Origin of the sequence: Halomonas sp. 141 (assembly GCF_002810305.1) — a bacterium.
Classification (GTDB): domain Bacteria; phylum Pseudomonadota; class Gammaproteobacteria; order Pseudomonadales; family Halomonadaceae; genus Vreelandella; species Vreelandella stevensii.
In genome coordinates this window covers 1-25300 of sequence record NZ_PINZ01000045.1, presented here as the reverse complement: position 1 = coordinate 25300, position 25300 = coordinate 1, and the positions used below count along the sequence as shown (strand labels likewise).

Below are 25300 nucleotides of genomic sequence, written 5' to 3'. Positions count from 1 at the left end.
ATTGGGATCCTGGGACGGTGGCTTGCTGCTGTTGCGGCTACTGGTGGCCAGGCGATCGGCCATGAGCTTGACCAGCAACATCAGCACATCGATGGCCGCACGCAGCGACGGAGAGACCGTCTGGTCTTCCTTGAGCTGCTGTCGGACCCGCTCCAGGGCCTCGTCGACGTTGATATCGCTGATGGTCATGTCACCGCATAGATATGCCGAAGGATTAGGCACACTATGCCAGAAAAATCAGGTGGTTGTCGACAGGCTATCCGCAACCACCTGAATAGTTACGCATTTTTAATCGCGCTCAACGTGAATAGCTTCTGAGATTTGAGCGGCAGAGAGCTTTTTTCTACTTCTGTCAGTAGTTTGAAGCAACCTACCTCCTGCATGACGCACCGTGCCAGAATTGATGCTTCATCTCGCTGATCAAAGAATGTATTCAGGGATGGGCTTGGTCGTATTGCATGCCTGTTTAGGTCGGCAAACATCTGTTGGCTACGCTTCAGACCTTCATCGATAAACAAAAGTACTGGAATGCTGTCATGGCCTAATTCACGCTTTTTAGTGATAGCGCGCTCTATAGCAGCTCTACGGTGCTGGCCATCATTGATGAGCAAGCGTGCAGCCCGAGGGATGCGCAGAGTGCCTACTAGCGACACAATGGTACTGTTGTCGTTCATAGGTTCAAATTCAGCTTCCTGATCCAGCGAGGCTGTGATAGCAGGCAAAATGTAGTTATCAGTATTTTGAACCAGATAATCTGTAATTTCTGGAATGCGGCTAGGGTTGATGGCCCTCTGCGCTCGGTCTTCAGCAGGTAAGCCGCTGTCATCATAATGGAACAGCCGGGGTATTAGCCGCAGAGGACACATGATGGTGTAGCATGCCCGCCCCCCCTGCATGCCACGAAGGGCTGGGAAGTCATGTGTGCTGACTGCTGTTGCTACGGGCTGTTGCATAATGGCCGTTAATTTAAGCGTAAAGGTACGTCTATTTTACCGTAATTTAGCTTTCCTGTGAACGTTCTGGGTGCAGGGCAAAAAGCAGAATAACGCTTTTTATTGGCTTTATATACAGTATTTGGCGGGGCGTGCGCATGGTGGCATAACCTGCCAGCCTAACGAAAAAGGAATGTAGCCGGATGACCACGGAGGCCATGGATCGCCCTGGTTTGGGGATCGTGTTGCGGGTGCTGTCGGGGGTGCTGTTCACCGGCATGCTGGTGTGCATCAAGGCCGTCAGTGATGCGGTGCCCGTGGGGCAGTCGGTGTTTTTTCGCTCGCTGTTTGCGTTGCTGCCCATCGTGGTGTTTCTGGTGCTGCGCCATGAGTTTCCGCGCGGGCTGGCGACGCGGCGGCCGTTGGGGCACGCGCTGCGCTCAGGGCTGGGGGCGGCGGCCATGTTTGCTTCGTTTGCCACGGTGGCGCTGCTGCCGGTGGCGGAAACCACGCTGCTGGCGCAATTGACGCCGGTCTTCATGGCACTGGGGGGCGTGCTGCTGCTGGGGGAGCGCTTTTCGTTCTATCGTGCCGGGGCGTTTGGTCTGGCGCTGTGCGGGGTGGGCGTGCTGGTAGTGCCCCTGCTGCTGGGGAGTAGTGGGCAGGGTTCGCTGTTGGGGTATGGGCTGGGGGCGCTGAGCGCGCTGCTGACGGCGGGGGCTCTGCTCACGGTACGGCGTATTTCCCGCACGGAAACGGCGGCGTCCATCGCGTTCTATTTTATCGTGGTCTCGGCGCTGGCCGGGCTGCTGACTCTGCCGCTGGGCTGGGCGGCGCTGGACGCACGGCAGTTCGGGCTGCTGGTGCTTTCTGGTTTGTTCGGCGGCGCGGCGCATATCGCCATGACGCTGGCGCTGCGTTACGCCGAAGTGTCGCGGCTGGCCCCGTTCGAATACATCGCGCTGGCCTGGCCGGTGCTGGCCGATGCGTGGCTGTTCGGGCTGCCCGTGTCCAGCGGTTTCCTGATGGCCTTGCCCTTTTTGCTGGGCGGCGTGGGGTTGGCCACGCTGGAGGGGCGCCGGGGGGCGAAGCGTCGGCAGCGTTAGGCGGCAGCGCTTGCAGGAAAGCGAACGTATCGTTGCAGTAAATTCTCATTGGTCACTTGGCGGTTGGCAGGGCGGGCTTTAGGCTTGGGAGCTGAGCCGTCATCGAACAGGAGTAGAACGTATGCCGTTATCTCGCGCCGAGATTGCCACCCCGTCTGGGGCACGATTGATCAACCGGTTGTGCAAGCACTGGGCCCACAAGCTGGAGGTGGAGCAGGGCGAGCAGCATGCCAGGATCGTGTTTGCCAGCGGCACCTGCCTGATGCACGCGGAGCCTGAGCGCCTGGTGGTCTCCATCGAAACCCTCGAAGAAGAGCATCTGGACCAGCTGGAAGGCGTGGTGGAAAGCCATCTGGTGCGCATGGCGAAAGATGAGCCGCTGGAGATCGTCTGGGAGAACTGAGCGCCATCCGCCGTGCTTCCGTCAGCACCGCATCCCGTCAGGTGGTCTGCTATAATCGCGGCCACCTTTTTTGTTTCTCGCTGATGCCGAACGGCACACGCACAGGAGTTTCCATGACCCGAATTGCCATTGTGGGCGTAGCTGGCCGCATGGGCCGCACCTTAGTCAACGCCATAGAACAGGATGCCGGTGCCCAGTTGGCCGGGGGAATCGTCGAGCCGGGCAGTTCGCTGGCGGGGGCGGATATCGGCGAGCTGGCAGGTGTGGGTAAGCGTGGTGTGGCCGCCGTGGATTCGCTCGACGCCATCGTGGATGACTTCGACGTGCTGATCGACTTCACTGCGCCCCAAGTCACCTTGGCGAATCTGGCATTCTGCGCCGAGCACGGCAAGCGCATCGTGATCGGCACCACCGGTATGAACGATGAAGAGCTGGCCGAGCTAGATAGCTACCGCGATAAGGTGGCCATGGTGTTTGCTCCCAACATGAGCGTGGGCGTGAATCTGACGCTCAAACTACTGGAAACGGCGGCCAAGGCGCTGGGTGATGAAGGCTACGATATTGAGGTGATTGAGTCCCACCACCGCCATAAAGTCGATGCGCCTTCCGGTACGGCTATTAAAATGGGTGAAGTGGTGGCCGAAAGTTTGGGCCGTACCTTGAAAGAGCACGGCGTGTTTGAGCGGGTTGGGCAGTGCGGCCCGCGTACCGATAAAGAGATCGGTTTTGCTACCGTGCGGGCAGGCGATATCGTCGGTGAGCACACGGTGATGTTCGCCACCGAAGGCGAGCGCATCGAAATCACCCACAAGGCGTCCAGCCGCATGACCTTCGCCAAAGGGGCCGTGCGGGCGGCGCGCTGGGTGGCCGCTCAGCCGCATGGCCGTTATGACATGCAGGACGTGCTGGCGCTGAGCTGAGCCGTGGGCTTTTGTTAGACCAGGGTCGGCATAAAACGCTGGCCCTGGGGCGCTAAATGCTGTAACATTCCAAAAATTTTGGCCCAGTGGCTGCAAAAAGCAGCACCATATCGACAGTCAAGCACCAAGCTGTCGAAAGAGCACCGCGCTTGTTGCACTGGTCGTCAAGTGGGAAAAGTAGTCAGCGTCATGCTGCGCCATGGCCAACACCGTTATGAAGGCCACGGAAAGAGAACAACAAGCGGGATGAAACCGATTTTTTTATTGTCGGCTTCGTCCCGCTTTTTTACGACCCGACGTTTGTACGCAAACGCCGTAACCGGATCGCCGAGCCTGCGCCCACAGGCTCCCACCAGCATGGGAGAACGTGTTTTGAATAACCCCGCATTGAGCAAACCCGCGATATTGGCCCTGGAAGATGGCAGTGTGTTTCATGGAACGGCCATCGGCGCGGAGGGAATCACAAGCGGTGAGGTGGTGTTCAATACAGCCATGACCGGCTATCAGGAAATTCTCACCGACCCCTCTTATACCCGCCAGATCGTCACCCTGACCTACCCGCATATCGGCAATACCGGCATCAATTCCGAAGATATCGAGTCCGCGTCCATTGCGGCGGCGGGCCTGGTGATTCGCGATCTCCCCCTGCTGGCCAGCAGCTTCCGTTCCGAACAGAGCCTTTCCGATTATCTGGTCAGCCAGAACGTGCTGGGCATTGCCGATATCGACACACGCCGCCTGACGCGCATTCTGCGTGACAAGGGCGCCCAGAACGGGGCGATTCTGGCAGGTGCCGAGGCCGAAGGTGATGATGCCGTCGAGCGTGCGCTGGCGGCGGCGAAGGCGTTTCCGGGCCTGAAGGGCATGGACCTGGCGAAAGAAGTCTCCTGCAAGGAGGCCTATGAGTGGTCGGAAGGCGAGTGGACTCTGGGCGAAGGTTACGCGGATGCCAGCCAGGGTGAGCGCCCCTACCATGTGGTGGCCTTCGATTACGGCGTGAAATTCAACATCCTGCGCATGCTGGCGGCTCGTGGCTGCCGCTTGACGGTGGTGCCTGCGCAAACCCCTGCAGCAGACGTGCTGGCCATGAACCCGGACGGCGTCTTCCTGGCCAACGGCCCCGGCGACCCCGAGCCCTGCGATTATGCCATCAAGGCGATCCAGGAAGTGCTGGAAACCGACACCCCGGTGTTTGGTATCTGCCTGGGCCACCAGCTGCTGGCGCTGGCCTCTGGCGCGAAAACCGTCAAGATGGGCCACGGCCACCACGGCGCCAACCACCCGGTTCAAGACCTGGACACCGGCACGGTGATGATCACCAGCCAGAACCATGGCTTTGCCGCCGATGAAGCCTCCCTGCCCAGCAACGTGCGCGCCACGCACCGTTCGCTGTTCGACGGCACCTTGCAGGGAATCGAGCGCACCGACCGCCCGGCCTTCAGCTTCCAGGGGCACCCGGAAGCCAGTCCCGGCCCGCGCGATGTAGCGCCGCTGTTCGATCGCTTCATCGCGATGATGCAGGCGCGCCGCTAAGTCAGCCGCGCTGCCGCTCATTGCCCAGTTACGTCGCCTCGATGCTCATCGTCACCACTTTTTGCGGGAACCGTTATGCCTAAGCGTACCGATATCAACAGCATTCTCATCATTGGCGCTGGTCCGATCGTCATCGGCCAGGCCTGCGAATTCGACTACTCCGGCGCCCAGGCTTGTAAAGCGCTGCGCGAGGAGGGCTACCGGGTCATTCTGGTGAACTCCAACCCGGCCACCATCATGACCGACCCGGCCATGGCCGATGCCACCTACATCGAGCCGATCACCTGGCAGGCGGTAGAGAAGATCATCGAAGCCGAGCGCCCGGATGTGATTCTGCCCACCATGGGCGGCCAGACGGCGCTGAACTGCGCGCTGGACCTCGACAAGCACGGCGTGCTGGCCAAGTACGGCGTCGAGATGATCGGTGCCAACGCCGATGCCATCAACAAGGCCGAAGACCGCGACCTGTTCGACAAGGCGATGAAGAACATCGGCCTGGAGTGCCCCAAGGCCAAAGTGGCGCACACCATGGACGAGGCCTGGGAAATTCAGGCGGAGCTGGGCTTCCCGACCATCATTCGTCCTTCCTACACCATGGGCGGCTCCGGCGGCGGCGTGGCGTACAACAAGGAAGAGTTCGAAGAGATCTGTACCCGTGGGTTCGAGCTTTCCAACAACCACGAGCTGCTCATCGACGAGTCTCTGCTGGGCTGGAAAGAGTACGAGATGGAAGTGGTGCGTGACCGCAACGACAACTGCATCATCGTCTGCGCCATCGAAAACTTCGACCCCATGGGCGTACACACCGGCGACTCGATTACCGTCGCGCCTGCCCAGACGCTGACCGATAAAGAGTACCAGATCATGCGCGACGCCTCTCTGGCCGTGCTGCGCGAGATCGGCGTGGAAACCGGGGGTTCGAACGTGCAGTTCGGTATGGACCCGAAAACCGGTCGCATGGTGGTGATCGAGATGAACCCGCGGGTGTCGCGCTCCTCGGCGCTGGCGTCCAAGGCCACCGGTTTCCCGATTGCCAAGATCGCTGCCAAGCTGGCGGTGGGCTACACCCTGGACGAGCTGCAGAACGACATCACCGGCGGCCAGACCCCGGCCTCGTTCGAGCCCTCCATCGATTACGTGGTCACCAAGATTCCGCGTTTCACCTTCGAGAAGTTCCCCCAGGCCAACGACCGCCTGACCACCCAGATGAAGTCGGTGGGCGAGGTGATGGCCATTGGCCGTACCTTCCAGGAGTCGCTGCAAAAAGCGCTGCGCGGCATGGAAACCGGCAACGACGGCCTCGATCCGATCATCACCGAGTTCACCGACGAAGCCATGGCCCAGATCAAGGGCGAGCTGCAGGCAGCGGGTGCCGAGCGCATCTTCTTCGTCGCCGACGCCATGCGTGCGGGCATGAGCGTGGATGAGATCTTTGCGCTGACCAACATCGACCGCTGGTTCCTGGTGCAAATGGAAGACCTGATTCTCACCGAAGCCGCCGTGTCCAAGCGCGCCCTGGCAGAGTTCTCGGCGCGTGAGCTGTTCCAGCTCAAGCGCAAGGGCTTCTCCGATGCGCGGCTGGCGAAGCTGCTGGGCGTCTCCGAGAAGGAGTTCCGCAAGACGCGTCAGGCAGCAGGGATTCGTCCTGTCTACAAGCGCGTCGACACCTGTGCCGCCGAGTTTGCCTCCGATACCGCCTACATGTACTCCACCTATGAAGAGGAGTGCGAGGCGGACGTGTCGGATCGCCAGAAGATCATGGTGCTGGGCGGTGGCCCGAACCGTATCGGACAGGGTATCGAGTTCGACTACTGCTGCGTGCACGCCGCCTTCGCCATGCGCGACGACGGCTATGAAACCATCATGGTCAACTGCAACCCGGAAACCGTCTCCACCGACTACGACACCTCCGACCGCCTCTACTTCGAGCCGGTGACGCTGGAAGACGTGCTGGAAATCGCCGACAAGGAGAAGCCGGTGGGCGTCATCGTCCAGTTCGGCGGCCAGACGCCGCTGAAGCTGGCTCGTGAGCTGGAAGCGGCAGGCGTGCCGATCATCGGTACCACGCCGGATGCCATCGACCGCGCCGAAGACCGCGAGCGCTTCCAGGTGATGATCGACAAGCTCGGCCTGAAGCAGCCGCCCAACGCCACGGCCCGCAGCTTCGAAGAAGCCTTCACCAGGGCCGAGAAGATCGGCTACCCGCTGGTCGTGCGTCCCAGCTATGTACTGGGTGGCCGTGCCATGGAGATCGTCTACGACGCCTCCGAGCTCGAAAACTACATGACCAACGCGGTCAAGGTCTCCAACGACTCGCCGGTACTGCTGGATCACTTCCTCAGCGCGGCAGTGGAAGTGGACATCGACGCGGTCTCCGATGGTCATCAGGTGGTCATCGGCGGCATCATGCAGCACGTCGAGCAGGCAGGCGTTCACTCTGGCGACTCTGCCTGTGCGCTGCCACCCTACTCGCTGCCCACCGACGTGCAGGACGAGATGCGCGCACAGGTCAAGAAAATGGCCGTCGAGCTGGGCGTGAAAGGCCTGATGAACGTACAGCTGGCCTGGCAGGATGGCGAGATCTACGTGATCGAGGTCAACCCGCGTGCTTCGCGTACCGTGCCTTTCGTTTCCAAGTGCATCGGCACCTCGCTGGCGCAGATTGCCGCCCGCTGCATGGCCGGCAAGACTCTGGTGGAACAGGGCTTCGAGCGTGAAATCGTGCCGCACTTCTATAGCGTCAAGGAGGCCGTTTTCCCGTTCAACAAGTTCCAGGGCGTGGACCCGATCCTCTCGCCGGAAATGAAGTCCACCGGTGAAGTCATGGGCTCCGGCGATACCTTCGCCGAAGCCTTCTTCAAGGCGCAGCTGGGCGCGGGTGAGGCGATTCCGGCGCTGGAAGGCGACCGCAAGGCATTCCTGTCGGTGCGCGAGCCGGACAAACAGGGGATTATCGAAGTGGCCCGTTCTCTGCTAACATTGGGCTTCACGCTATGTGCAACACGCGGTACCGCTGCGGCCCTCGAAGCCGCCGGGCTGCCCGTGGAGCACGTCAACAAAGTCAATGAAGGCCGTCCCCATATCGTCGATCTGCTGAAGAACGACGAAATCGCCTACATCGTGAATACCACCGAAGGTCGTCAGGCAATCAACGACTCTTCGATCATTCGCCGTACTGCTCTCGCGCGCAAGGTGCCCTATGCGACTACCTTGGCGGGCGCTAATGCTGTTTGCATGGCGGTGGAGTACGGTAGGGAGATTACGGTGCGGCGCCTTCAGGATCTGCACGCAGGAGCAACGCAATGAACAAGGTCCCGATGACGGTTGCGGGAGAGAAGAGCCTTCGCGATGAGCTCAACCATCTGAAGAGCGAAGCTCGCCCTCAGGTGATTGCCGCCATCGCCGAAGCGCGTGAGCACGGCGACCTCAAGGAGAACGCCGAGTACCACGCTGCGCGCGAACAGCAAGGCTTCATCGAAGGCCGTATTCAGGAAATCGAGAGCAAACTCTCCGGTGCCCAGGTGATCGACGTCACCAGGCTGCCGAAAACCGGCAAGGTGATCTTTGGCGTCACCGTGTCACTGCTGAACCTGGACAGCGACGCCAGCGTGACGTACCGCATCGTGGGTGAAGACGAAGCGGACATCAAGGCCGGGCGCATTTCCGTGACATCGCCCATTGCCCGCGCGCTGATTGGCAAGGAAGAGGGCGACGTGGTGGTGGTGAAAACCCCCGGTGGCGACGTGGAGTACGAAATCGAGAGCGTCGAGCACCTTTGATCACGTTCCGCTAGCGCCATGAAAAAGGCCCGGTGCAGTTTCCTGCATCGGGCCTTTTCGTCTGGCGCTGTTTGATGATGGGCGCCAGATCCGCTCAGCCAAGCGTCCGCTCAGCCAAACGGTCCTGCGTCAGTGCCGCCCGTGGTGGTTCTCGAAGCGGGTCACGTTGGATAGCTTGGGGTTGGCCTTGGGGTTGCGACGGTACAGCAGCGCCATCTTGCCGATGGTTTGCACCAGCTCGGCCTTGCTGTCAGCCAGCAGCTCGTTGATCATCGCGGCGCGATCATCCCGCTCGGGCAGGGCGAGCTTCACTTTGATCAGCTCGTGGTCGTTGAGCGCGCGGCTGAGTTCTGCGAGCAGGTTTTCGGAGACGCCGTTCTCAGAAACGGTGACCACGGGGTTCAAATGGTGGCCAATGCTACGAAATGCTTTCTTTTGTGCCTGTGACAAGCTCATGGTATCTTGCGGTATCCCGGTTAGCGCTTAACGTTCCATCTTACGGTGAAATGCCGTCAAGTGAAAGCAATCCCGTCAATGCGCCCATCTCTTATTCCAGCGTCAGATGCCCCTATGCAGCAAAAGCCTCCAAGCCGTAAACATTCAGTGAGCAAAACCAGCAACAACTGGAAGAAAGAACATTTCGACGACCAGTACGTGAAACAGAGCTGGCAGGATGGCTATCGCTCCCGGGCAAGCTACAAGCTGCTGGAGCTGGATGAGAAGGACAAGCTGTTTCGCAATGGCATGACGGTGATCGACCTGGGTGCAGCGCCTGGCGGATGGAGTCAGGTCGCCGCCGAGAAGGTTGGCCCGGAAGGTGTCGTGATCGCCTCCGACATTCTGGAGATGGACGCCCTGGCAGGGGTCGACTTCATTCAGGGCGACTTTACCGAAGAGCGTGTACTCAATGCGATTCTCGAGCGGTTGGGAAATCGACCGGTAGACCTTGTTATGTCCGACATGGCCCCCAATATGAGTGGTATGGCCGCCATCGACCAGCCACAGGCCATGTACCTTGTCGAGCTTGCTCTGGAGCTGGCGCGTGAAACGCTCTCGCCCAAGGGGCGTTTTCTGGTCAAAGTGTTTCAGGGGGAGGGCTTCGACACCTATTTGAAGGAGCTGCGCGGCAGCTTTCAGCGCGTCGTGACCCGTAAGCCGGATGCTTCACGGGCCCGTTCACGAGAAGTCTATTTTCTGGCCGAAGGCTTTCGCGGTTAGCAAGTGACCGCGTGCATGGCCACAATAGCGACGATTTATCACCACGATTGCCAGACAGGCAGGCGTAAGGTGTGTCACATTATGCACATTGGACGAGCGTGACACAGATGGCCCAGGGCGTTATGCGCTTTGGCAATGGTTGAACGTTAAACTCTAGTGTAAGGTCTGAGTACTAACGGTTAACTGACGGATTCTTGTAATGAGGGTAGCCCCTTGAACGATATGGCGAAGAACCTGATTCTGTGGTTGGTCATCGCGGCCGTTCTGCTGACAGTGTTCAACAATTTCAGTACGGAAAGCGCGCCGCAAACCACCAACTACTCCCAGTTTGTGCAGCAGGTGCAAAATCAGCAGATCCGCAGCGTCACCATCGATGGGTATACCATCACCGGTGAGCGGACCGATGGTTCGCAGTTTCAGACCATCCGCCCTGCCGCAGAAGATCCCAAGCTGATCGACGACCTGCTGAGCAACAATGTCACGGTGGTCGGCAAGGCGCCGGAGCAGCAAAGCATCTGGACGCGGCTGCTGATTGCCAGTTTCCCGATCCTGCTGATCCTGGCGATCTTCATGTTCTTCATGCGCCAGATGCAAGGCGGTGCCGGTGGCGGCAAGGGTGGCCCGATGAGCTTCGGCAAGTCGAAGGCCAAGCTGCTCTCGCAAGACCAGATCAAGACCACCTTTGCTGACGTGGCGGGCTGTGACGAGGCCAAGGAAGAGGTGGAAGAGCTGGTCGACTTCCTGCGCGACCCCACCAAATTCCAGCGTCTGGGGGGCACCATTCCCCGTGGCGTGCTGATGGTCGGTCCTCCCGGTACCGGTAAGACGCTGCTGGCCAAGTCCATTGCCGGTGAGGCCAAGGTACCGTTCTTCTCCATCTCGGGTTCCGACTTCGTCGAGATGTTCGTGGGCGTGGGTGCGTCCCGCGTGCGCGATATGTTCGAGCAGGCCAAGAAGCAGGCGCCCTGCATCATCTTCATCGACGAAATCGATGCCGTAGGTCGCTCGCGCGGCACTGGCATGGGCGGCGGTAACGATGAGCGCGAGCAGACGCTGAACCAGCTGCTGGTCGAAATGGACGGTTTCGAAGCCAACGAAGGCATCATCGTGATTGCGGCCACCAACCGTCCGGACGTACTCGACCCCGCGCTGCTGCGCCCGGGCCGCTTCGACCGCCAGGTAACCGTGGGCTTGCCGGATATCCGTGGCCGTGAGCATATTCTGGGTGTTCACCTGCGCAAGGTGCCGCTGGCCGATGACGTGAAGCCGCAACTGATTGCCCGTGGTACGCCTGGCTTCTCCGGTGCCGATCTGGCCAACCTGGTGAACGAGGCAGCCCTGTTTGCGGCGCGTCGTAACAAGCGCTTGGTAGGCATGGAAGAGCTTGAGCTGGCCAAGGACAAGATCATGATGGGCGCCGAGCGCAAATCCATGGTCATGTCCGATAAAGAGAAGCTCAATACCGCTTACCACGAGGCAGGTCACGCGATCATTGGTCTGGTCATGCCCGAGCACGACCCGGTCTACAAGGTCACGATTATTCCCCGTGGCCGCGCCCTGGGTGTGACGATGTTCCTGCCGGAAGAGGATCGTTACAGCCTGTCGCGCCAGCAGATCATCAGCCAGCTCTGCTCGCTGTTCGGTGGTCGTATTGCCGAAGAGATGACGCTTGGGCCCAACGGTGTCACCACGGGTGCTTCCAACGACATCAAGCGCGCCACGGAGCTGGCCCATAACATGGTGGCCAAGTGGGGCCTATCCGATGAAATGGGTCCGCTCATGTACGACGAGGACGAGTCTCACCAGTTCCTCGGTGGCCCGGGTCAGGGTGGCGGCAAGCTGAGGTCCGGCGAAACCACCACGCGCCTCGATAAGGAAGTGCGCAAGATCATCGACGAGTGCTACGAACAGGCTCGCCAGATTTTGCATGACAACCGCGACAAGCTGGATGCCATGGCCGAAGCGCTGATGAAGTACGAGACCATCGATGCGCATCAGCTGAAAGACATCATGGAAGGGCGTGACCCCCGCCCGCCGGAAGGCTGGGGTGACGGCGACTCGTCGGGTGGCGGCTCTCCGGTAGGTGGCGACAAGCCGGAAGCGAAGCCAGAAGAGCCTGAAGCCTCCTCGGAAGGCGATAGCGAAGAAGACGATGACGAGCCGCGTCGTCGCCCTTCGGACCCGTTGGGTGGTTCGGCGGGGTCTTGAGCCAAGCCATCACACCAGCCAGCAAAGGCGCCCCAGCGGGGCGCCTTTTTGTTATCCTGTGATCAATGACAGTGAATTTTTTTTTGATTTCAGGCGGCAACATGAACCCGAACGTTGACCCTATCTTGGCTCCGCACGTCCCGGAAGATGCCTTTCATCTGCGCTGCGGTCGCCATTCGCTCGATCTCTCGTTTCCCCGGGTGATGGGCATATTGAACGTCACCCCGGACTCGTTTTCCGACGGTGGCCAGCATGTGGCCCTCGATGATGCGCTGCGCCATGCCGAGCGCATGCTGGCGGAAGGAGCGGCGATGATCGATGTGGGGGGAGAGTCGACCCGCCCAGGTGCCACGCCGGTGTCCGAGCAGCAGGAGCTGGATCGGGTGGCCCCGGTGGTGGAGGCGCTGGTGCGTGAGCTGGATGCGCTGGTGTCGGTGGACACCAGCAGCGCTCTGGTCATGCGTGAGGTGAGCGCGCTGGGAGCGGGCATGATCAATGATGTGCGCGCTCTGGAGCGTGATGGCGCGCTGGCTGCGGCAGCCAGCAGTGGCCTACCGGTATGCCTGATGCATCGTCAGGGTGAGCCGCAGGATATGCAGCACTCGCCTGGCTACGATGTGCCGGTGGAGCAGGCCGTGGCGGCCTATCTGGCGGAGCGGATCGCTGCCTGCGAAGCAGTGGGGCTGCGTCGTCATCGGCTGCTGCTGGACCCCGGTTTTGGCTTTGGCAAAACCGTCGAGCATAACCTGCAGCTGTTGAAGCACATGGCCTCGCTGAATGAGTTGGGCTTGCCGCTGCTGGTGGGTATGTCGCGTAAGAGTATGATCGGTAAAGTGCTGGGCCGCCCTGTGGAAGAGCGCCTGGCGGGAGGGCTGGCGCTAGCCGCCATGGCAGTGGAGCGCGGAGCCAAGGTGATTCGGGTGCATGACGTTGGGCCCACGGTGGATGCCGTGAATATGGCCTGGGCCGTACTGCAAGAAGGCTGTGAGCCGCTCGTGAAGAAGGAGCTGTAACATGACGCGTCGTTATTTTGGCACCGACGGAATTCGTGGCACGGTAGGGCAAGCGCCCATTACGGCCGATTTCATGCTCAAGCTGGGCTGGGCCGCCGGGCAGGTGTTGCGTCGCGAAAAAGGCCGCACCCGGGTGTTGATCGGTAAGGATACGCGTATTTCCGGCTATATGTTCGAGTCGGCGCTGGAGGCGGGGCTGTCTGCTGCTGGGGTGGACGTGGCGCTGTTGGGGCCGATGCCCACGCCCGGTATTGCCTACCTGACGCGGACCTTCCGCGCGGATGCCGGGATCGTCATTTCGGCCTCGCACAACCCCTTCGATGACAACGGCATCAAGTTTTTCTCTGCCGAAGGCAAGAAGTTGCCCGATGAGATCGAAGACCGTATCGAAGCCATGCTGGAAGCGCCGCTGACCACGGCCGAGGCCGCGCAGCTGGGCAAGGCGACGCGTATCGACGATGCGGCGGGCCGCTATATCGAGTTCTGTAAATCCACGCTGCCGGACAGGCTGAGCCTGCATGGCCTGAAAGTGGTGCTGGATTGCGCTCATGGGGCCACTTACCATATCGCCCCCAGCGTATTCCGCGAGCTGGGGGCCGATGTCAGCGTGATTGGGGCGTCTCCCGACGGATTGAATATCAACCAACAGGTGGGGTCCACCCATCCCGCTGCGCTACGTGCCGCGGTCATTCAGCAAGGGGCCGATCTGGGCGTCGCCTTCGATGGCGACGGCGACCGTGTGCTGCTGGTGGATGCCGATGGCCGAGAAGTGGATGGCGATGACATCCTTTACCTGATCGCCCGTGACCGTTTCGAGCGTGGCCTGCTGGACGGTGGTGTGGTGGGCACCCTGATGAGCAATTTTGGGCTGGCCATGGCGCTGGAGCGGCTGGGTATTCCTTTCCAGCGTGCCAAGGTGGGCGACCGCTTCGTCATGGAGATGATGGCTGCCAACGGCTGGGAGCTGGGGGGCGAGGCTTCGGGGCATATCGTGTGTGGCCATGTGCAGAGCACCGGCGACGGCATCGTGTCCGCGCTGCAGGTGCTGGCCTTGATGGTTCGCGAGCAGAAACCGCTGCCTGCCCTGCTCAAGGGGCTCGAAAAAGTCCCCCAGTCGCTGGTCAACGTGCGGCTACCGGCCGGCTCCGATGCTCGCCAGGTGATGGCAGCTCCACCCTTGCAGGAAGCCGTGGCGGCGCTGGAAACCGAGTTGGGCGACCAGGGGCGCGTGCTGCTGCGCGCCTCGGGGACGGAGCCACTGATTCGGGTCATGGTAGAAGGCCGTGCCCATCTGGATGTCGACCGCCTGGCCAATCGGCTGGCTCAGGAGGTCCAGGCGCTGCTCGGTGACGACGCCAGCAAATAACGCAGGACGCGTCACAGCGGTTGTCTTGACAAGGCGGCTCCTATACCATTTCGCTCCACCTGGATTGAGGATTACCCATGCGCACGCCCTTGATTGCCGGTAACTGGAAAATGAACGGTTCGGCGGCATTGATCGAGTCGTTTGGTAAAACGTTTGCTTCCGCCACGCTACCGGAAGGTGTCGAGGTGGTGATTATTCCGCCCTTTCCTTACCTGGACATGGCGCGTCAGGCCTTTGGTGATACGCCGCTGAAGCTGGGGGCGCAAACGCTCAATCCTCAGCACGCCGGGGCGCATACCGGTGAAGTCAGTGGCCGCATGCTCAAGGAGTTTGGCGTTGGCTACGTGCTGGTGGGCCACTCCGAGCGCCGTCAGCTCTACCGTGAAAGCGACGAGCAGGTATTCAATCGCCTGGTGGCCGCTCTGGATGTCGGCTTGACGCCGATTCTATGTGTTGGTGAATCCCTTGAAGAGCGCGACGCCGGTCAGACCATGGATGTCGTGCTGCGCCAGGTGGGCTATGCCATGGCGCGACTGGAACCAGAGCAGCGTCGTCAGGTGGTGATTGCCTACGAGCCTGTTTGGGCCATTGGTACCGGGCGCACGGCCTCGCCGGAGCAGGCTCAGGAAGTCATGGCAGGTATTCGTGCCTACCAGGCAGGATTCGATGCGTCGCTGGCGGAGCAGTTGAAGCTGCTTTACGGCGGCAGCATGAATGCAAGTAATGCGGCAGAGCTGCTTGCTCAGCCGGATATCGACGGCGGTTTGGTGGGCGGTGCCTCGCTTAAAACCGACGATTTCTACGCCATTTGTCAGTCAGCAGGATAACGCCATGCAAGTTGCAATTCTTATGGTTCATGTGGTGATTGCGGTCGCCCTGGTAGTACTCATCCTGCTTCAGCAGGGTAAAGGCGCTGAAGCGGGGGCTGCCTTCGGTGGTGGCGCATCGCAAACGGTGTTTGGCTCACGGGGTAGCGGTAACTTCCTTTCTCGCACCACGGGTGTGCTGGCAGCCGGTTTCTTCGTCACCTCCATGGCGCTGGCGTACTTTGCCACCCAGGCGGGCCAGGCACCGGAAGCGGGGATTCCCGACGCACGCCTGATCGAGCAGCAGCGTAGCATCCCTACGCTTGACGACAGCCCTGCAAGTATGGATAATACCGCGCCAGTGCTCGAGGAAAGCGGAGAGTAATCAGCCGCCTTTTCTTTAGCCTCCCCTGATGCCGAAGTGGTGGAATTGGTAGACACGCTATCTTGAGGGGGTAGTGACCGTATGGTCGTGCGGGTTCAAGTCCCGCCTTCGGCACCATCTGTTTCGCTGGCTCGCCAGCTTCCCAGAGTATTTGCCAAAGAAAGTCAGGGTTGGCACCTGAGACGAAAACAGCACTTGACGTCAGTAGTTTAAGTGTCTATTATCGTCGACCTAGATTGATGCGGGGTGGAGCAGTCTGGTAGCTCGTCGGGCTCATAACCCGAAGGTCATCGGTTCAAATCCGGTCCCCGCTACCATTTATTTAGCAGCTTGTAGTGCCGTGAAGCAGTTCGCAATGTGCTTCGAGGCAGCGAAAAGATCGCAACATGTTGCTAAAATGGTATTACAGGTTTCTTTCGAAAAGCCCCTTCCTGTGAAGGGGCTTTTTGTTAGTAGCTTTTTTGCGAGCCAAGAGTGTCTCACGCGCGGACGTTGTTCAGTAGCCAGAGACACATTCCCAGGTAATGCCAATCAGCCTCCTGGCTTTTATCAAGACTCCTGGCCAGGCGCCTGATGCAACGGCTATAGGAGCTTTGTCTGTGGCCACAAAACACGCTGCGCTTCATGCGCTGATCGAACCCATCGTTGCCGCCATGGGCTTCGAGCTTTGGGGCATCGAGCATGTTTCCCAGGGCAAGCATTCGCGGCTGGTCATTTATATCGAGCGTGAGAGCGGCGTCAGCGTGGAAGACTGCGCCGATATCAGCCGTCAAGTCAGTGCCGTGATGGATGTGGAAGATCCGATTCCTGGCGAGTATCGCCTGGAGGTCTCGTCACCCGGTATGGCACGCCCCCTTTATTCTCTGGACCATTTCATCCGTTACCAGGGCCATCAGGTGGCGCTGAAGCTACGCCTCGCTTTCGATGGTCGGCGCAAGTTCCAGGGGCTGCTGGCTGGGGTCGAAGGGGATGAAGTGCTGCTGCAAATGGAAGGTGAGGAGTACTGCTTTCCCATTGAAAGCATTGACGCTGCGCACGTTGTCCCGCAGTTCGAAGAATAACGGGTGGCGGCTTCCGGTAGATGCCGGGTCGGCGCACAAAAGGACAGGTTTTCTGGCGAGGCATACGCATGAGTAAAGAAATCTTAATGGTCGTGGACGCGATCTCCAACGAAAAAGGCGTCCCCCGTGATGTAATTTTCGAAGCGGTAGAAGCCGCGCTGGCCAGCGCGTCGCGCAAGCGTTTCGAGCAGGAAGAAGCCAATGTGCGGGTGCGTATCGACCGTAAAACCGGCGACTACGACACCTTCCGCTACTGGACCGTCGTGGAAGACGATGAGTTCGAGACGCCCGACTACGAAATCAAGCAGAGCATCGCCGAGCAGCGGGATCCGCCGCTGGCGTTGGGCGATGTGGTCGAGCAGAAGATCGAAAACGCCATGTTTGGCCGCATTGCGGCACAAACTGCCAAGCAGGTCATCGTCCAAAAGGTGCGCGAAGCCGAGCGTGCCGAGGTCGTGCGTCAATACGCAGACCGTGAAGGCGAGCTGGTGGCCGGTATCGTCAAGAAAACCACCCGTGATGGCCTGATCATCGACCTGGGCGAGAACGCCGAAGCGTTCCTGCCGCGCAACGAGATGATTCACGGCGAGCGCTACCGCATGAACGAGCGAGTGCGTGCGCTGCTGGTCAAGGTGGACCCGGATGCCCGTGGTGCCCAGCTGCAGCTGTCGCGTACCTGCCCGGAGTTCATCATCGAGCTGTTCAAGATCGAGGTGCCGGAAATCGCCGAGCAGCTGATCGAAATCAAAGGGGCGGCTCGCGACCCCGGCTCTCGGGCCAAGATCGCGGTAAAAACCAACGACCGCCGTATCGACCCGGTGGGCGCTTGTGTGGGTATGCGTGGTTCGCGGGTGCAGGCGGTCTCTTCCGAACTGCAGAACGAGCGCGTCGATATCGTGCTGTGGGATGACAACCCGGCGCAACTGGTCATCAATGCCATGGCGCCTGCCGATGTGGCGTCTATTCTGGTGGACGAAGACGCCCATGCGATGGACGTGGCGGTCGCCCAGGACAACCTGGCCCAGGCCATTGGTCGCAGCGGCCAGAACGTGCGCCTGGCGTCCGAGTTGACCGGCTGGCGTATCAACGTCATGACCGAAGACGAGGCGGAATCCAAGCGCGAGCAGGAGATCGATAGCCTGGTGGACACGTTCGTTCAGCACCTGGAAGTGGACGAAGACGTTGCCCGCCTGCTGGTTGAAGAAGGGTTCACCACCCTGGAAGAAGTTGCCTACGTGCCGCTGGAAGAGATGCTCGAAATCGAAGAGTTCGATGAAGAGCTGGTGGAAGAGCTGCGTGCACGCGCAAAAGACGAGCTGCTGACGATGGCGATTGCCTCGGAAGAAGCGCTGGACGGTGCCCAACCAGCGGATGACCTGCTGGAAATGGACGGTATGGAGCGCCACCTGGCCTTCATTCTCGCCAGCCGCGGCATTGTCACAATGGAAGATCTCGCCGAGCAGTCTGTCGACGATCTGGTCGATATCGAGGAGTTGGACGAAGCGCGCGCAGCGGCACTGATCATGACTGCCCGTGCGCCCTGGTTCGAAACCGACGACACATCGGATTCGAACACACAGTAAACAGGTCACGGGCTGAGGAGGGTCACTATGTCGGATATGACAGTTAAAGATTTTGCAGTGAAGGTGGGCCGCGATGTGCCCCGCCTATTGGAACAGATGAAAGAAGCCGGTTTGCAGCACGCCTCGGAAAGCGACGCCGTGTCTGAAGAAGACAAGCAGACGCTGCTGAGCTTTCTGAAGAAGAGCCACGGCGGCAGCGACAACGAGCCGAGCAAGAACCGCATCACCCTGACGCGTAAAACCCGTAGCCGCATCAAGACCGGCGAGCGCGGTAAAACCATCGAAGTTCAGGTGCGCAAGAAGAAGACCTACGTCAAGCGTGAAGAAGAGAAGCCCAAGGCTGCCGAGCCCCAGCACTCTGGCCCGCGCCAGCTGGTAGGCGACATGGCCGAAGCGGAAGCCGAGCGCAAAGCGCAGGAAGCCCAAGCGGCGGAAGAGAAAGCCGTTGCCGCAAAAGCCAAGGCGGCTGAAGACGCTGCACGCAAAGCAGCGGAAGAGCAAGCCAAGGCCAAGGCGGCAGAAGTGCCGGACATCGCCGTGCCTGACCTGGAAATCGACGATGCACCGACGGGTGAAGACCTGCCGCCTGCACCGCCGAAGGAAGGTCGTACCGACCGTCGCACGGCACCGCCCAAGAAAACCGCTGCCAAGAAAAAAGGCCGCGACGATGACGACGATCGCGGTGATCGCGAAGAGCGCAAGCGTGGCGGTGGCGGCAAGAAGGTCAAGCGTGCCGAGCGCCGTGGTGGTCGTCGTGGCGGCGCCAGCCAGAGCGGCAACGGCAAGCACGGCTTCCAGAAGCCGACTCAGCCGATCGTGCGTGAAGTCTCGATCCCTGAATCGATCAGCGTTGCCGAGCTGGCCGACAAGATGTCGATCAAGGCCAACGAAGTCATCAAGGCCATGTTCACCATGGGCGCGGCGGTGACCATCAACCAGACCATCGACCAGGATACTGCGGCGATCGTCGTGGAAGAGATGGGTCACAAGGTCAAGCTGGTGAAGGATGACGCGCTGGAAACGGAAATGCTGGAAGGCATCTCCTACGAAGGTGAAGAGATCACCCGCTCACCCGTGGTGACCGTCATGGGTCACGTTGACCACGGTAAGACCTCGCTGCTGGACTACATTCGTCGTGCCAAGGTCGCCACCGGCGAAGCGGGCGGTATTACCCAGCACATCGGTGCTTACCACGTGGAAGACAACCACGGCGGTGTCACCTTCCTGGATACCCCCGGTCACGCGGCGTTTACCGCCATGCGTGCTCGTGGTGCCAAAGCCACCGACGTGGTCATCCTGGTCGTGGCTGCCGACGATGGCGTGATGCCGCAAACTGTTGAAGCGATCGAGCACTCCAAAGCGGCTGAAGTGCCCATGGTCGTGGCGGTGAACAAGATCGATAAAACGGGCGCGGACTTCGACCGCATTCGTAACGAGCTGTCACAGCACGGCGTGATCTCCGAAGAGTGGGGCGGTGACACTCAGTTTGTTCACGTGTCCGCCAAAACCGGCGAAGGCATGGAAGACCTGCTGGAAGCGATCCAGCTGGCCTCCGAAGTGCTTGAGCTGACGGCTGTTCCGTCGGCGCCTGGCAAAGGTGTCGTCGTCGAGTCTCGCCTGGACAAAGGCCGTGGCCCGGTGGCTACCGTGCTGGTTCAGAACGGTACGCTGAAGAAGGGCGATATCGTGCTGGCAGGCCTGCACTACGGTCGCGTTCGTGCGCTGACCAATGAGCTGGGTCAACAGGTCGATACCGCTGGCCCCGCCATGCCGGTCGAGATCCAGGGTCTCGACGGCACGCCGGATGCCGGTGACGACTTCATGGTCGTGGCCGACGAGAAGAAAGCCCGTGAAGTGGCCAACTTCCGTCAAGGCAAATACCGCGAAGTGCGCCTGGCGCGTCAGCAGAAAGCCAAGCTGGAGAACATGTTCAGCCAGATGGGCCAGGACGAAGTGGCCAAGGTCAACATCGTCCTCAAAGCCGACGTTCAGGGGTCACTGGAAGCCATCAAGGGCGCTCTGGAAGAGCTCTCCACCGACGAAGTGCAAGTGGCGGTGGTCTCCTCCGGCGTGGGTGGTATCACCGGAACCGACGCCAACCTGGCGCTGGCGTCTGAAGCCATTGTGGTCGGCTTCAACGTACGTGCCGATGCCGCAGCCCGTGAGATCATCGAGCGTGAAGGTCTGGATCTGCGCTACTACAGCGTCATCTACCAGCTGATCGACGAGGTCAAGCAGGCGATGAGCGGTATGCTTGCCCCCGAGTGGAAAGAAGAGATCGTGGGCGTGGCCGAAGTACGCGATGTCTTCCGCGCGCCGAAGATCGGTGCGGTGGCTGGCTGTATGGTCGTCGAAGGCACGGTTTCCCGCAGCAAGCGTATCCGCGTTCTGCGTGACAACGTGGTCATCTACGAAGGCGAACTCGAATCGCTGCGCCGCTTCAAGGACGACGTACAGGAAGTGCGTAACGGCATGGAGTGTGGCATCGGCGTGAAGAACTACAACGATGTTCAGGTCGGCGACAAGATCGAAGTCTTTGACCAAGTGAAGGTCGAGCGCAGCCTGTAAGGCAGCGAGGAGTCAACATGCGCGAATTCAAGCGTACCGACCGGGTAGCCGACCAGCTCCAGAAGGAGCTGGCGGTACTGATCCAGCGGGAAGTAAAAGACCCGCGTCTTGGCATGATCACGGTGAGCGGCGCTGCCGTCAGCCGTGACCTGGGCTACGCCGATATCTATGTCACCCTGCTGGGTGAACAGGAGCCCGAGCGTATCAAGGAAAACCTGCAGGTGCTCAAGCGCGCCTCGGGGTTTCTGAGAAGCCAGATTGCCAAGCGCATCAAGCTGCGCCACGTGCCCGAGCTGCGTTTTCATTACGATGAAAGCGTGGTGCGTGGCCAGCACCTCTCATCGCTGATCGACGAGGCGGTCTCTACCGACCGTGCCCGCCAATCAGATGACGAGGACGACACCGACGCCCAGGGTGAGGAGACGCGCTAATGGCTCGTCGCCGTCGCGGATTACCGGTGAATGGCGTGGTGCTGCTGGACAAGCCCAAGGGCATTTCCAGCAACCATGCACTCCAGCGTGTGCGCCGTCTGTTCGAGGCGCAGAAAGCCGGGCATACCGGCACGCTGGACCCCATGGCAACGGGCTTGCTGCCCATTTGCCTGGGGGAAGCCACCAAGTTTTCCGCACACCTGCTGGAAGCCGACAAGATGTATCGCACCCGGGTCGAACTGGGCGTGATCACCGACACCGGCGATGCCGAGGGTAACGTCATCGAGCGGCGTGAGGTGCCAAGCCTCACCGCCGAGGATGTGGAGGCCGTGCTGGTCCGCTTTCGTGGCGAGATCGACCAGGTGCCGCCCATGTATTCGGCGTTGAAGCACCAGGGCAAGAAGCTCTACGAGCTGGCGCGCGAGGGCAAGCAGGTTGAACGTGCAGCACGGCGGGTTAGCGTGTATGATGCGCGCCTGCTGGCGTTCGAGGGTCATGCCTTCGAGCTGGAAGTCAGTTGCAGCAAGGGAACCTACATCCGAACCCTGGCCGAAGACATTGGCCTGGCGCTGGGGTGTGGTGCCCACATCAGTCAACTGCGCAGGCTCAAGACCGGCCCCTTCGGTGGCGACGCCATGTGGACCCTGGAGGCGCTGGAAGCGCTGGCAAGTCAGGCCCATCGCGAGGCGGAACTGATGCCCGTCGATGTGCTGGTGGATCATCTGCCATCGCTCAGCGTGGACGATGCTGCCTATGACAGGCTGGCCCACGGGCAGTCGGTGCAGCTGGCCAGTGGCGAGTTGGCAGCAGATGCGCTGGCACGACTTTATCACGCCGAGACCTTTATCGGTCTTGGCGTTGTAAAAGGGCCGCAGGAAGTGGCTCCCAAGCGACTGTTGAGTACGGTCGCTCGTTCGTAATTTCGCCGTGAAAACGTTGCAAGGATGCGGCGATTTGCGCGAAAATAGTAGCTTGAGACTGCAAATATGCGTGGTCTCACCCATTCATTTTTAGGCATATTGCTTACTGGAGAGACAGATGGCATTAACCGCTGAGAAAAAGGCCGAAATCGTCAACGAATACGGCCGCGGCGACAACGACACCGGTTCCCCTGAAGTGCAGGTTGCACTGCTGAGCGCCAACATCAATGGCCTGCAGGACCACTTCAAGACCAACAAGCAGGATCACCACTCTCGTCGTGGTCTGATCCGCATGGTAAACCAGCGTCGTAAGCTGCTGGACTACCTGAAGCGTAAGGATTTCGAGCGCTATCAGTCTCTGATCCAGAAACTGGGTCTGCGTCGCTAAGCAGTCACGGCAACGATTCAAAACGGGCAGCTCCTTGCGAGCTGCCCGTTTTTTTGTTTGAGGTAGCCGTCAGCCGCGTCAACGCCTAGAATGGTGGCGAGTCAAAACGACCCAAGCGAAAAGACAAGTAGCTATTAATGTTAAAGGAAGTCGCCGTGAATCCGGTCAAGAAAACGTTCCAATACGGTCGTAGCACCGTCACCCTCGAAACTGGGCGTATCGCTCGCCAAGCCACTGGTGCCGTCATGGTCACCATGGACGAGACCGTCGTACTGTGTACGGTGGTGGCGAAGAAAGACGTCAATCCCGCCCAATCCTTCTTCCCGCTCTCGGTGCACTACCAGGAAAAGACCTACGCGGTCGGCAAGATTCCTGGCGGCTTCTTCAAGCGTGAAGGTCGCCCCACCGAGAAAGAGACCCTCACGTCACGGCTGATCGACCGCCCCATTCGCCCGCTGTTCCCCAAGGGCTTCATGAACGAAGTGCAGGTGATCTGTACCGTTCTGTCGACTGACCGCAACCATGATCCGGATATTGCGGCCATGCTGGGCACCTCGGCAGCGCTGAGCATCTCAGGCGTTCCGTTCAATGGCCCGATTGGCGCTGCGCGCGTGGGCTTCAACGAAGAGCAGGGCTACTTCCTGAACCCCACCGTCGAAGAGCTGACCACCTCCGAGCTGGACATGGTGGTGGCCGGTACCGAAAACGCCGTGCTGATGGTGGAGTCGGAAGCTCAGGAACTGCTGGAAGACGAAATGCTGGGGGCCGTACTGTTCGGCCACCAGGAGATGCAGGTGGCGGTCAACGCCATCAAGGAACTGGCCGCTGAAGCAGGCAAGCCGCGCTGGGACTGGCAGCCGCCCGCCGAAAACGTGGCGCTGAAAACCGCCATGGCCGACGCGTTCGAAGCTAAAGTGGGCGATGCGTACCGCATTACCGACAAGATGGCGCGTCAGGATGCGCTGGCCGAGCTGAAAGAGGCTGCTTTGGCCCAGCTGGTGGCTGAAGAAGGTGACTCCTCGGAAGGCAAGTTCAGTGCCGATGACGTCAAGGGGGCCTTTGCGGCGCTGGAGAAGCGCGTGGTGCGCTCTCGCGTCGTCAAGGGCGAGCCGCGCATCGACGGCCGCGACAACGTCACCGTGCGCCCGCTGGCCATCGAAGTCGGTGTGCTGCCCAAGACTCACGGATCGGCCATCTTCACCCGTGGTGAAACCCAGGCCATCGCCGTGGCGACACTGGGCACGCTGCGCGACTCGCAGCTGATCGAGTCGCTGGAAGGCGAGCGTAAAGACCGCTTCATGCTGCACTACAACTTCCCTCCCTACTCGGTGGGTGAAGCAGGCTTCATGGGTGGCCCGAAGCGTCGTGAAATCGGTCACGGCCGTTTGGCTCGTCGTGGCGTCCAGGCCATGCTGCCCTCCGAAGAAGATTTCCCCTACACCATCCGCGTGGTGTCGGAAATCACCGAATCCAATGGTTCCAGCTCCATGGCCTCGGTCTGTGGCTCCTCGCTGGCGCTGATGGACGCAGGCGTTCCGCTGAAAGCCCCGGTGGCGGGTATTGCCATGGGTCTCGTCAAGGACGACGACGGCTACGCGGTCCTGACCGACATCCTGGGTGACGAAGACCATCTGGGCGACATGGACTTCAAGGTAGCGGGTTCTGAAGAGGGTGTTACGGCCCTGCAGATGGACATCAAGATCGAAGGCATCAACGAAGAGATCATGGAAACCGCGCTGCAGCAGGCTCACGATGCGCGTATCGGTATCCTGGCGCAGATGAACGCCGTGATCAGCCAAAGCCGTACCGACGTCTCCGAGAATGCGCCTTCCATGGCCACCATCAAGATCGATCCGGACAAGATCCGTGACGTCATCGGCAAGGGCGGCGCTACCATCCGCAAGATTTGCGAAGACACCGGCGCGTCCATCGACCTCGATGACGACGGCACCGTGCGCATCTATGCCGAAGACAAGGCCGCGGCCAAGAAGGCCATCGATACCGTACTGGCCATCACGGCAGAAGCGGAAATCGGCAAGCTCTACCAGGGCAAGGTCGTGCGCATCGCCGACTTCGGTGCTTTCGTGAACATCATGCCGGGTACCGATGGCCTGGTGCATATCTCGCAAATCGTCGCCGAGCGCGTCAACAACGTGCGCGATTTCCTCAACGAAGGTGACGACGTCGTCGTGAAGGTGCTGGATATCGACAACCGCAACCGCGTGAAGCTCTCGATCAAAGAGATCACCGAGGAAGAGAAGGCCGCGTTTGCCGCTGCCGAGGCGGATATCGCAGGCTAATCGGCCACCCGCGTATGACCACCGCCCCTGCAGCCCCTGGCTGTGGGGGCGGTGTCGTTTGGTAGCCCCGCATATTTGAAGCCCCACGTATTTTGATAGTAACTATTCAGGTGGCTGCGGATGGGATATCGCCAACCACCTGATTTTTCTGGTATAGTGTGCCTAATCCTTCGGCATATCTATGCGGTGATATGACCATCAGCGATATCAACGTCGACGAGGCCCTGGAGCGGGTCCGGCAGCAGCTCAAGGAAGACCAGACGGTCTCGCCGTCGCTGCGTGCCGCCATCGATGTGCTGATGCTGCTGGTCAAGCTCATGGCCGATCGCCTGGCCACCAGTAGCCGCAACAGCAGCAAGCCACCGTCCCAGGATCCCAAT

23 protein-coding genes and 2 tRNA genes are annotated in these 25300 nt (G+C 60.3%); 22 read left to right on the top strand and 3 right to left on the bottom strand.

What is annotated here, in order from left to right; genetic code table 11:
• Positions 1 to 189 (bottom strand): DUF6444 domain-containing protein (locus tag CWI66_RS14895; RefSeq protein ID WP_232710767.1); only part of this gene is annotated, 189 nt, incomplete at its 3' end.
• Between the two features lie 89 nt (positions 190 to 278).
• Entirely contained in the window at positions 279 to 953 is a 675-nt protein-coding gene (locus CWI66_RS14890) for a DNA sulfur modification protein DndB (RefSeq protein WP_100732128.1), read from the bottom strand.
• A gap of 182 nt (positions 954 to 1135) precedes the next feature.
• Between CWI66_RS14890 and CWI66_RS14885 the strand changes: the two genes are divergently transcribed.
• The 6 genes from CWI66_RS14885 to greA all read left to right on the top strand — a co-directional run bounded on the left by CWI66_RS14885 (position 1136) and on the right by greA (position 8673).
• Positions 1136 to 2038, top strand: coding sequence for a DMT family transporter (locus tag CWI66_RS14885; protein ID WP_100732127.1), 903 nt, complete (start codon positions 1136 to 1138; stop codon positions 2036 to 2038).
• 121 nt (positions 2039 to 2159) lie between these two features.
• Complete coding sequence (locus tag CWI66_RS14880) at positions 2160 to 2441, top strand: DUF2218 domain-containing protein (protein ID WP_016915911.1); 282 nt, start codon at positions 2160 to 2162, stop codon at positions 2439 to 2441.
• Between the two features lie 113 nt (positions 2442 to 2554).
• Positions 2555 to 3361 carry a 4-hydroxy-tetrahydrodipicolinate reductase gene (gene dapB, locus CWI66_RS14875; RefSeq protein ID WP_100732126.1) on the top strand — a complete coding sequence of 269 codons (807 nt, stop codon included), beginning with the start codon at positions 2555 to 2557 and terminating at the stop codon, positions 3359 to 3361.
• A 387-nt stretch (positions 3362 to 3748) separates the two neighbouring features.
• A complete protein-coding gene (gene carA / locus CWI66_RS14870) occupies positions 3749 to 4894 on the top strand; it encodes a glutamine-hydrolyzing carbamoyl-phosphate synthase small subunit (RefSeq protein ID WP_026001950.1) in 1146 nt (381 codons plus the stop codon).
• A gap of 75 nt (positions 4895 to 4969) precedes the next feature.
• Entirely contained in the window at positions 4970 to 8200 is a 3231-nt protein-coding gene (gene carB / locus CWI66_RS14865; protein ID WP_100732125.1) for a carbamoyl-phosphate synthase large subunit, read from the top strand.
• Entirely contained in the window at positions 8197 to 8673 is a 477-nt protein-coding gene (greA, locus tag CWI66_RS14860) for a transcription elongation factor GreA (RefSeq protein WP_016915915.1), read from the top strand. Before carB ends, greA begins: the two co-directional genes overlap by 4 nt.
• Before the next feature lie 129 nt (positions 8674 to 8802).
• Here greA and yhbY read toward each other — a convergent pair whose 3' ends face one another.
• Positions 8803 to 9129, bottom strand: coding sequence for a ribosome assembly RNA-binding protein YhbY (gene yhbY, locus CWI66_RS14855; protein ID WP_016915916.1), 327 nt, complete (start codon positions 9127 to 9129; stop codon positions 8803 to 8805).
• A gap of 114 nt (positions 9130 to 9243) precedes the next feature.
• Between yhbY and rlmE the strand changes: the two genes are divergently transcribed.
• From rlmE to CWI66_RS14775, 16 genes are all read left to right on the top strand, one after another.
• Positions 9244 to 9891: a 23S rRNA (uridine(2552)-2'-O)-methyltransferase RlmE gene (rlmE, locus tag CWI66_RS14850; RefSeq protein ID WP_100732124.1), complete on the top strand. Its 648-nt coding sequence runs from the start codon at positions 9244 to 9246 to the stop codon at positions 9889 to 9891.
• A 213-nt stretch (positions 9892 to 10104) separates the two neighbouring features.
• Positions 10105 to 12099, top strand: a complete 1995-nt coding sequence (ftsH, locus tag CWI66_RS14845) for an ATP-dependent zinc metalloprotease FtsH (RefSeq protein WP_100732123.1) — start codon at positions 10105 to 10107, stop codon at positions 12097 to 12099.
• A gap of 101 nt (positions 12100 to 12200) precedes the next feature.
• Entirely contained in the window at positions 12201 to 13112 is a 912-nt protein-coding gene (gene folP / locus CWI66_RS14840) for a dihydropteroate synthase (RefSeq protein ID WP_100732122.1), read from the top strand.
• Position 13113: 1 nt separating this feature from the next.
• A complete protein-coding gene (glmM, locus tag CWI66_RS14835) occupies positions 13114 to 14478 on the top strand; it encodes a phosphoglucosamine mutase (RefSeq protein WP_100732121.1) in 1365 nt (454 codons plus the stop codon).
• 77 nt (positions 14479 to 14555) lie between these two features.
• Positions 14556 to 15305: a triose-phosphate isomerase gene (gene tpiA / locus CWI66_RS14830; protein ID WP_016915921.1), complete on the top strand. Its 750-nt coding sequence runs from the start codon at positions 14556 to 14558 to the stop codon at positions 15303 to 15305.
• 4 nt (positions 15306 to 15309) lie between these two features.
• Complete coding sequence (gene secG, locus CWI66_RS14825; RefSeq protein WP_016915922.1) at positions 15310 to 15669, top strand: preprotein translocase subunit SecG; 360 nt, start codon at positions 15310 to 15312, stop codon at positions 15667 to 15669.
• A 30-nt stretch (positions 15670 to 15699) separates the two neighbouring features.
• Positions 15700 to 15786: transfer RNA gene (locus CWI66_RS14820), tRNA-Leu, on the top strand.
• A gap of 123 nt (positions 15787 to 15909) precedes the next feature.
• Positions 15910 to 15986, top strand: a tRNA-Met gene (locus CWI66_RS14815).
• A gap of 282 nt (positions 15987 to 16268) precedes the next feature.
• Positions 16269 to 16730 (top strand): ribosome maturation factor RimP, encoded by a 462-nt coding sequence (rimP, locus tag CWI66_RS14810; protein WP_016915923.1) that lies wholly within the window; start codon positions 16269 to 16271, stop codon positions 16728 to 16730.
• 68 nt (positions 16731 to 16798) lie between these two features.
• Positions 16799 to 18313: a transcription termination factor NusA gene (gene nusA / locus CWI66_RS14805; RefSeq protein WP_026001951.1), complete on the top strand. Its 1515-nt coding sequence runs from the start codon at positions 16799 to 16801 to the stop codon at positions 18311 to 18313.
• A 27-nt stretch (positions 18314 to 18340) separates the two neighbouring features.
• A complete protein-coding gene (gene infB / locus CWI66_RS14800; RefSeq protein WP_081193554.1) occupies positions 18341 to 20881 on the top strand; it encodes a translation initiation factor IF-2 in 2541 nt (846 codons plus the stop codon).
• Between the two features lie 17 nt (positions 20882 to 20898).
• Positions 20899 to 21312 carry a 30S ribosome-binding factor RbfA gene (gene rbfA / locus CWI66_RS14795; RefSeq protein WP_016915926.1) on the top strand — a complete coding sequence of 138 codons (414 nt, stop codon included), beginning with the start codon at positions 20899 to 20901 and terminating at the stop codon, positions 21310 to 21312.
• On the top strand, positions 21312 to 22232 hold the full coding sequence (truB, locus tag CWI66_RS14790; protein ID WP_016915927.1) for a tRNA pseudouridine(55) synthase TruB: 921 nt from the start codon (positions 21312 to 21314) through the stop codon (positions 22230 to 22232). The genes rbfA and truB overlap by 1 nt, the downstream gene beginning before the upstream one ends.
• A 118-nt stretch (positions 22233 to 22350) precedes the next feature.
• On the top strand, positions 22351 to 22620 hold the full coding sequence (gene rpsO / locus CWI66_RS14785; protein WP_016915928.1) for a 30S ribosomal protein S15: 270 nt from the start codon (positions 22351 to 22353) through the stop codon (positions 22618 to 22620).
• 137 nt (positions 22621 to 22757) lie between these two features.
• Positions 22758 to 24920 (top strand): polyribonucleotide nucleotidyltransferase, encoded by a 2163-nt coding sequence (pnp, locus tag CWI66_RS14780; RefSeq protein ID WP_100732120.1) that lies wholly within the window; start codon positions 22758 to 22760, stop codon positions 24918 to 24920.
• A 191-nt stretch (positions 24921 to 25111) separates the two neighbouring features.
• A partial coding sequence (locus CWI66_RS14775) for a DUF6444 domain-containing protein (RefSeq protein ID WP_232710767.1) occupies positions 25112 to 25300 on the top strand: 189 nt, incomplete at its 3' end.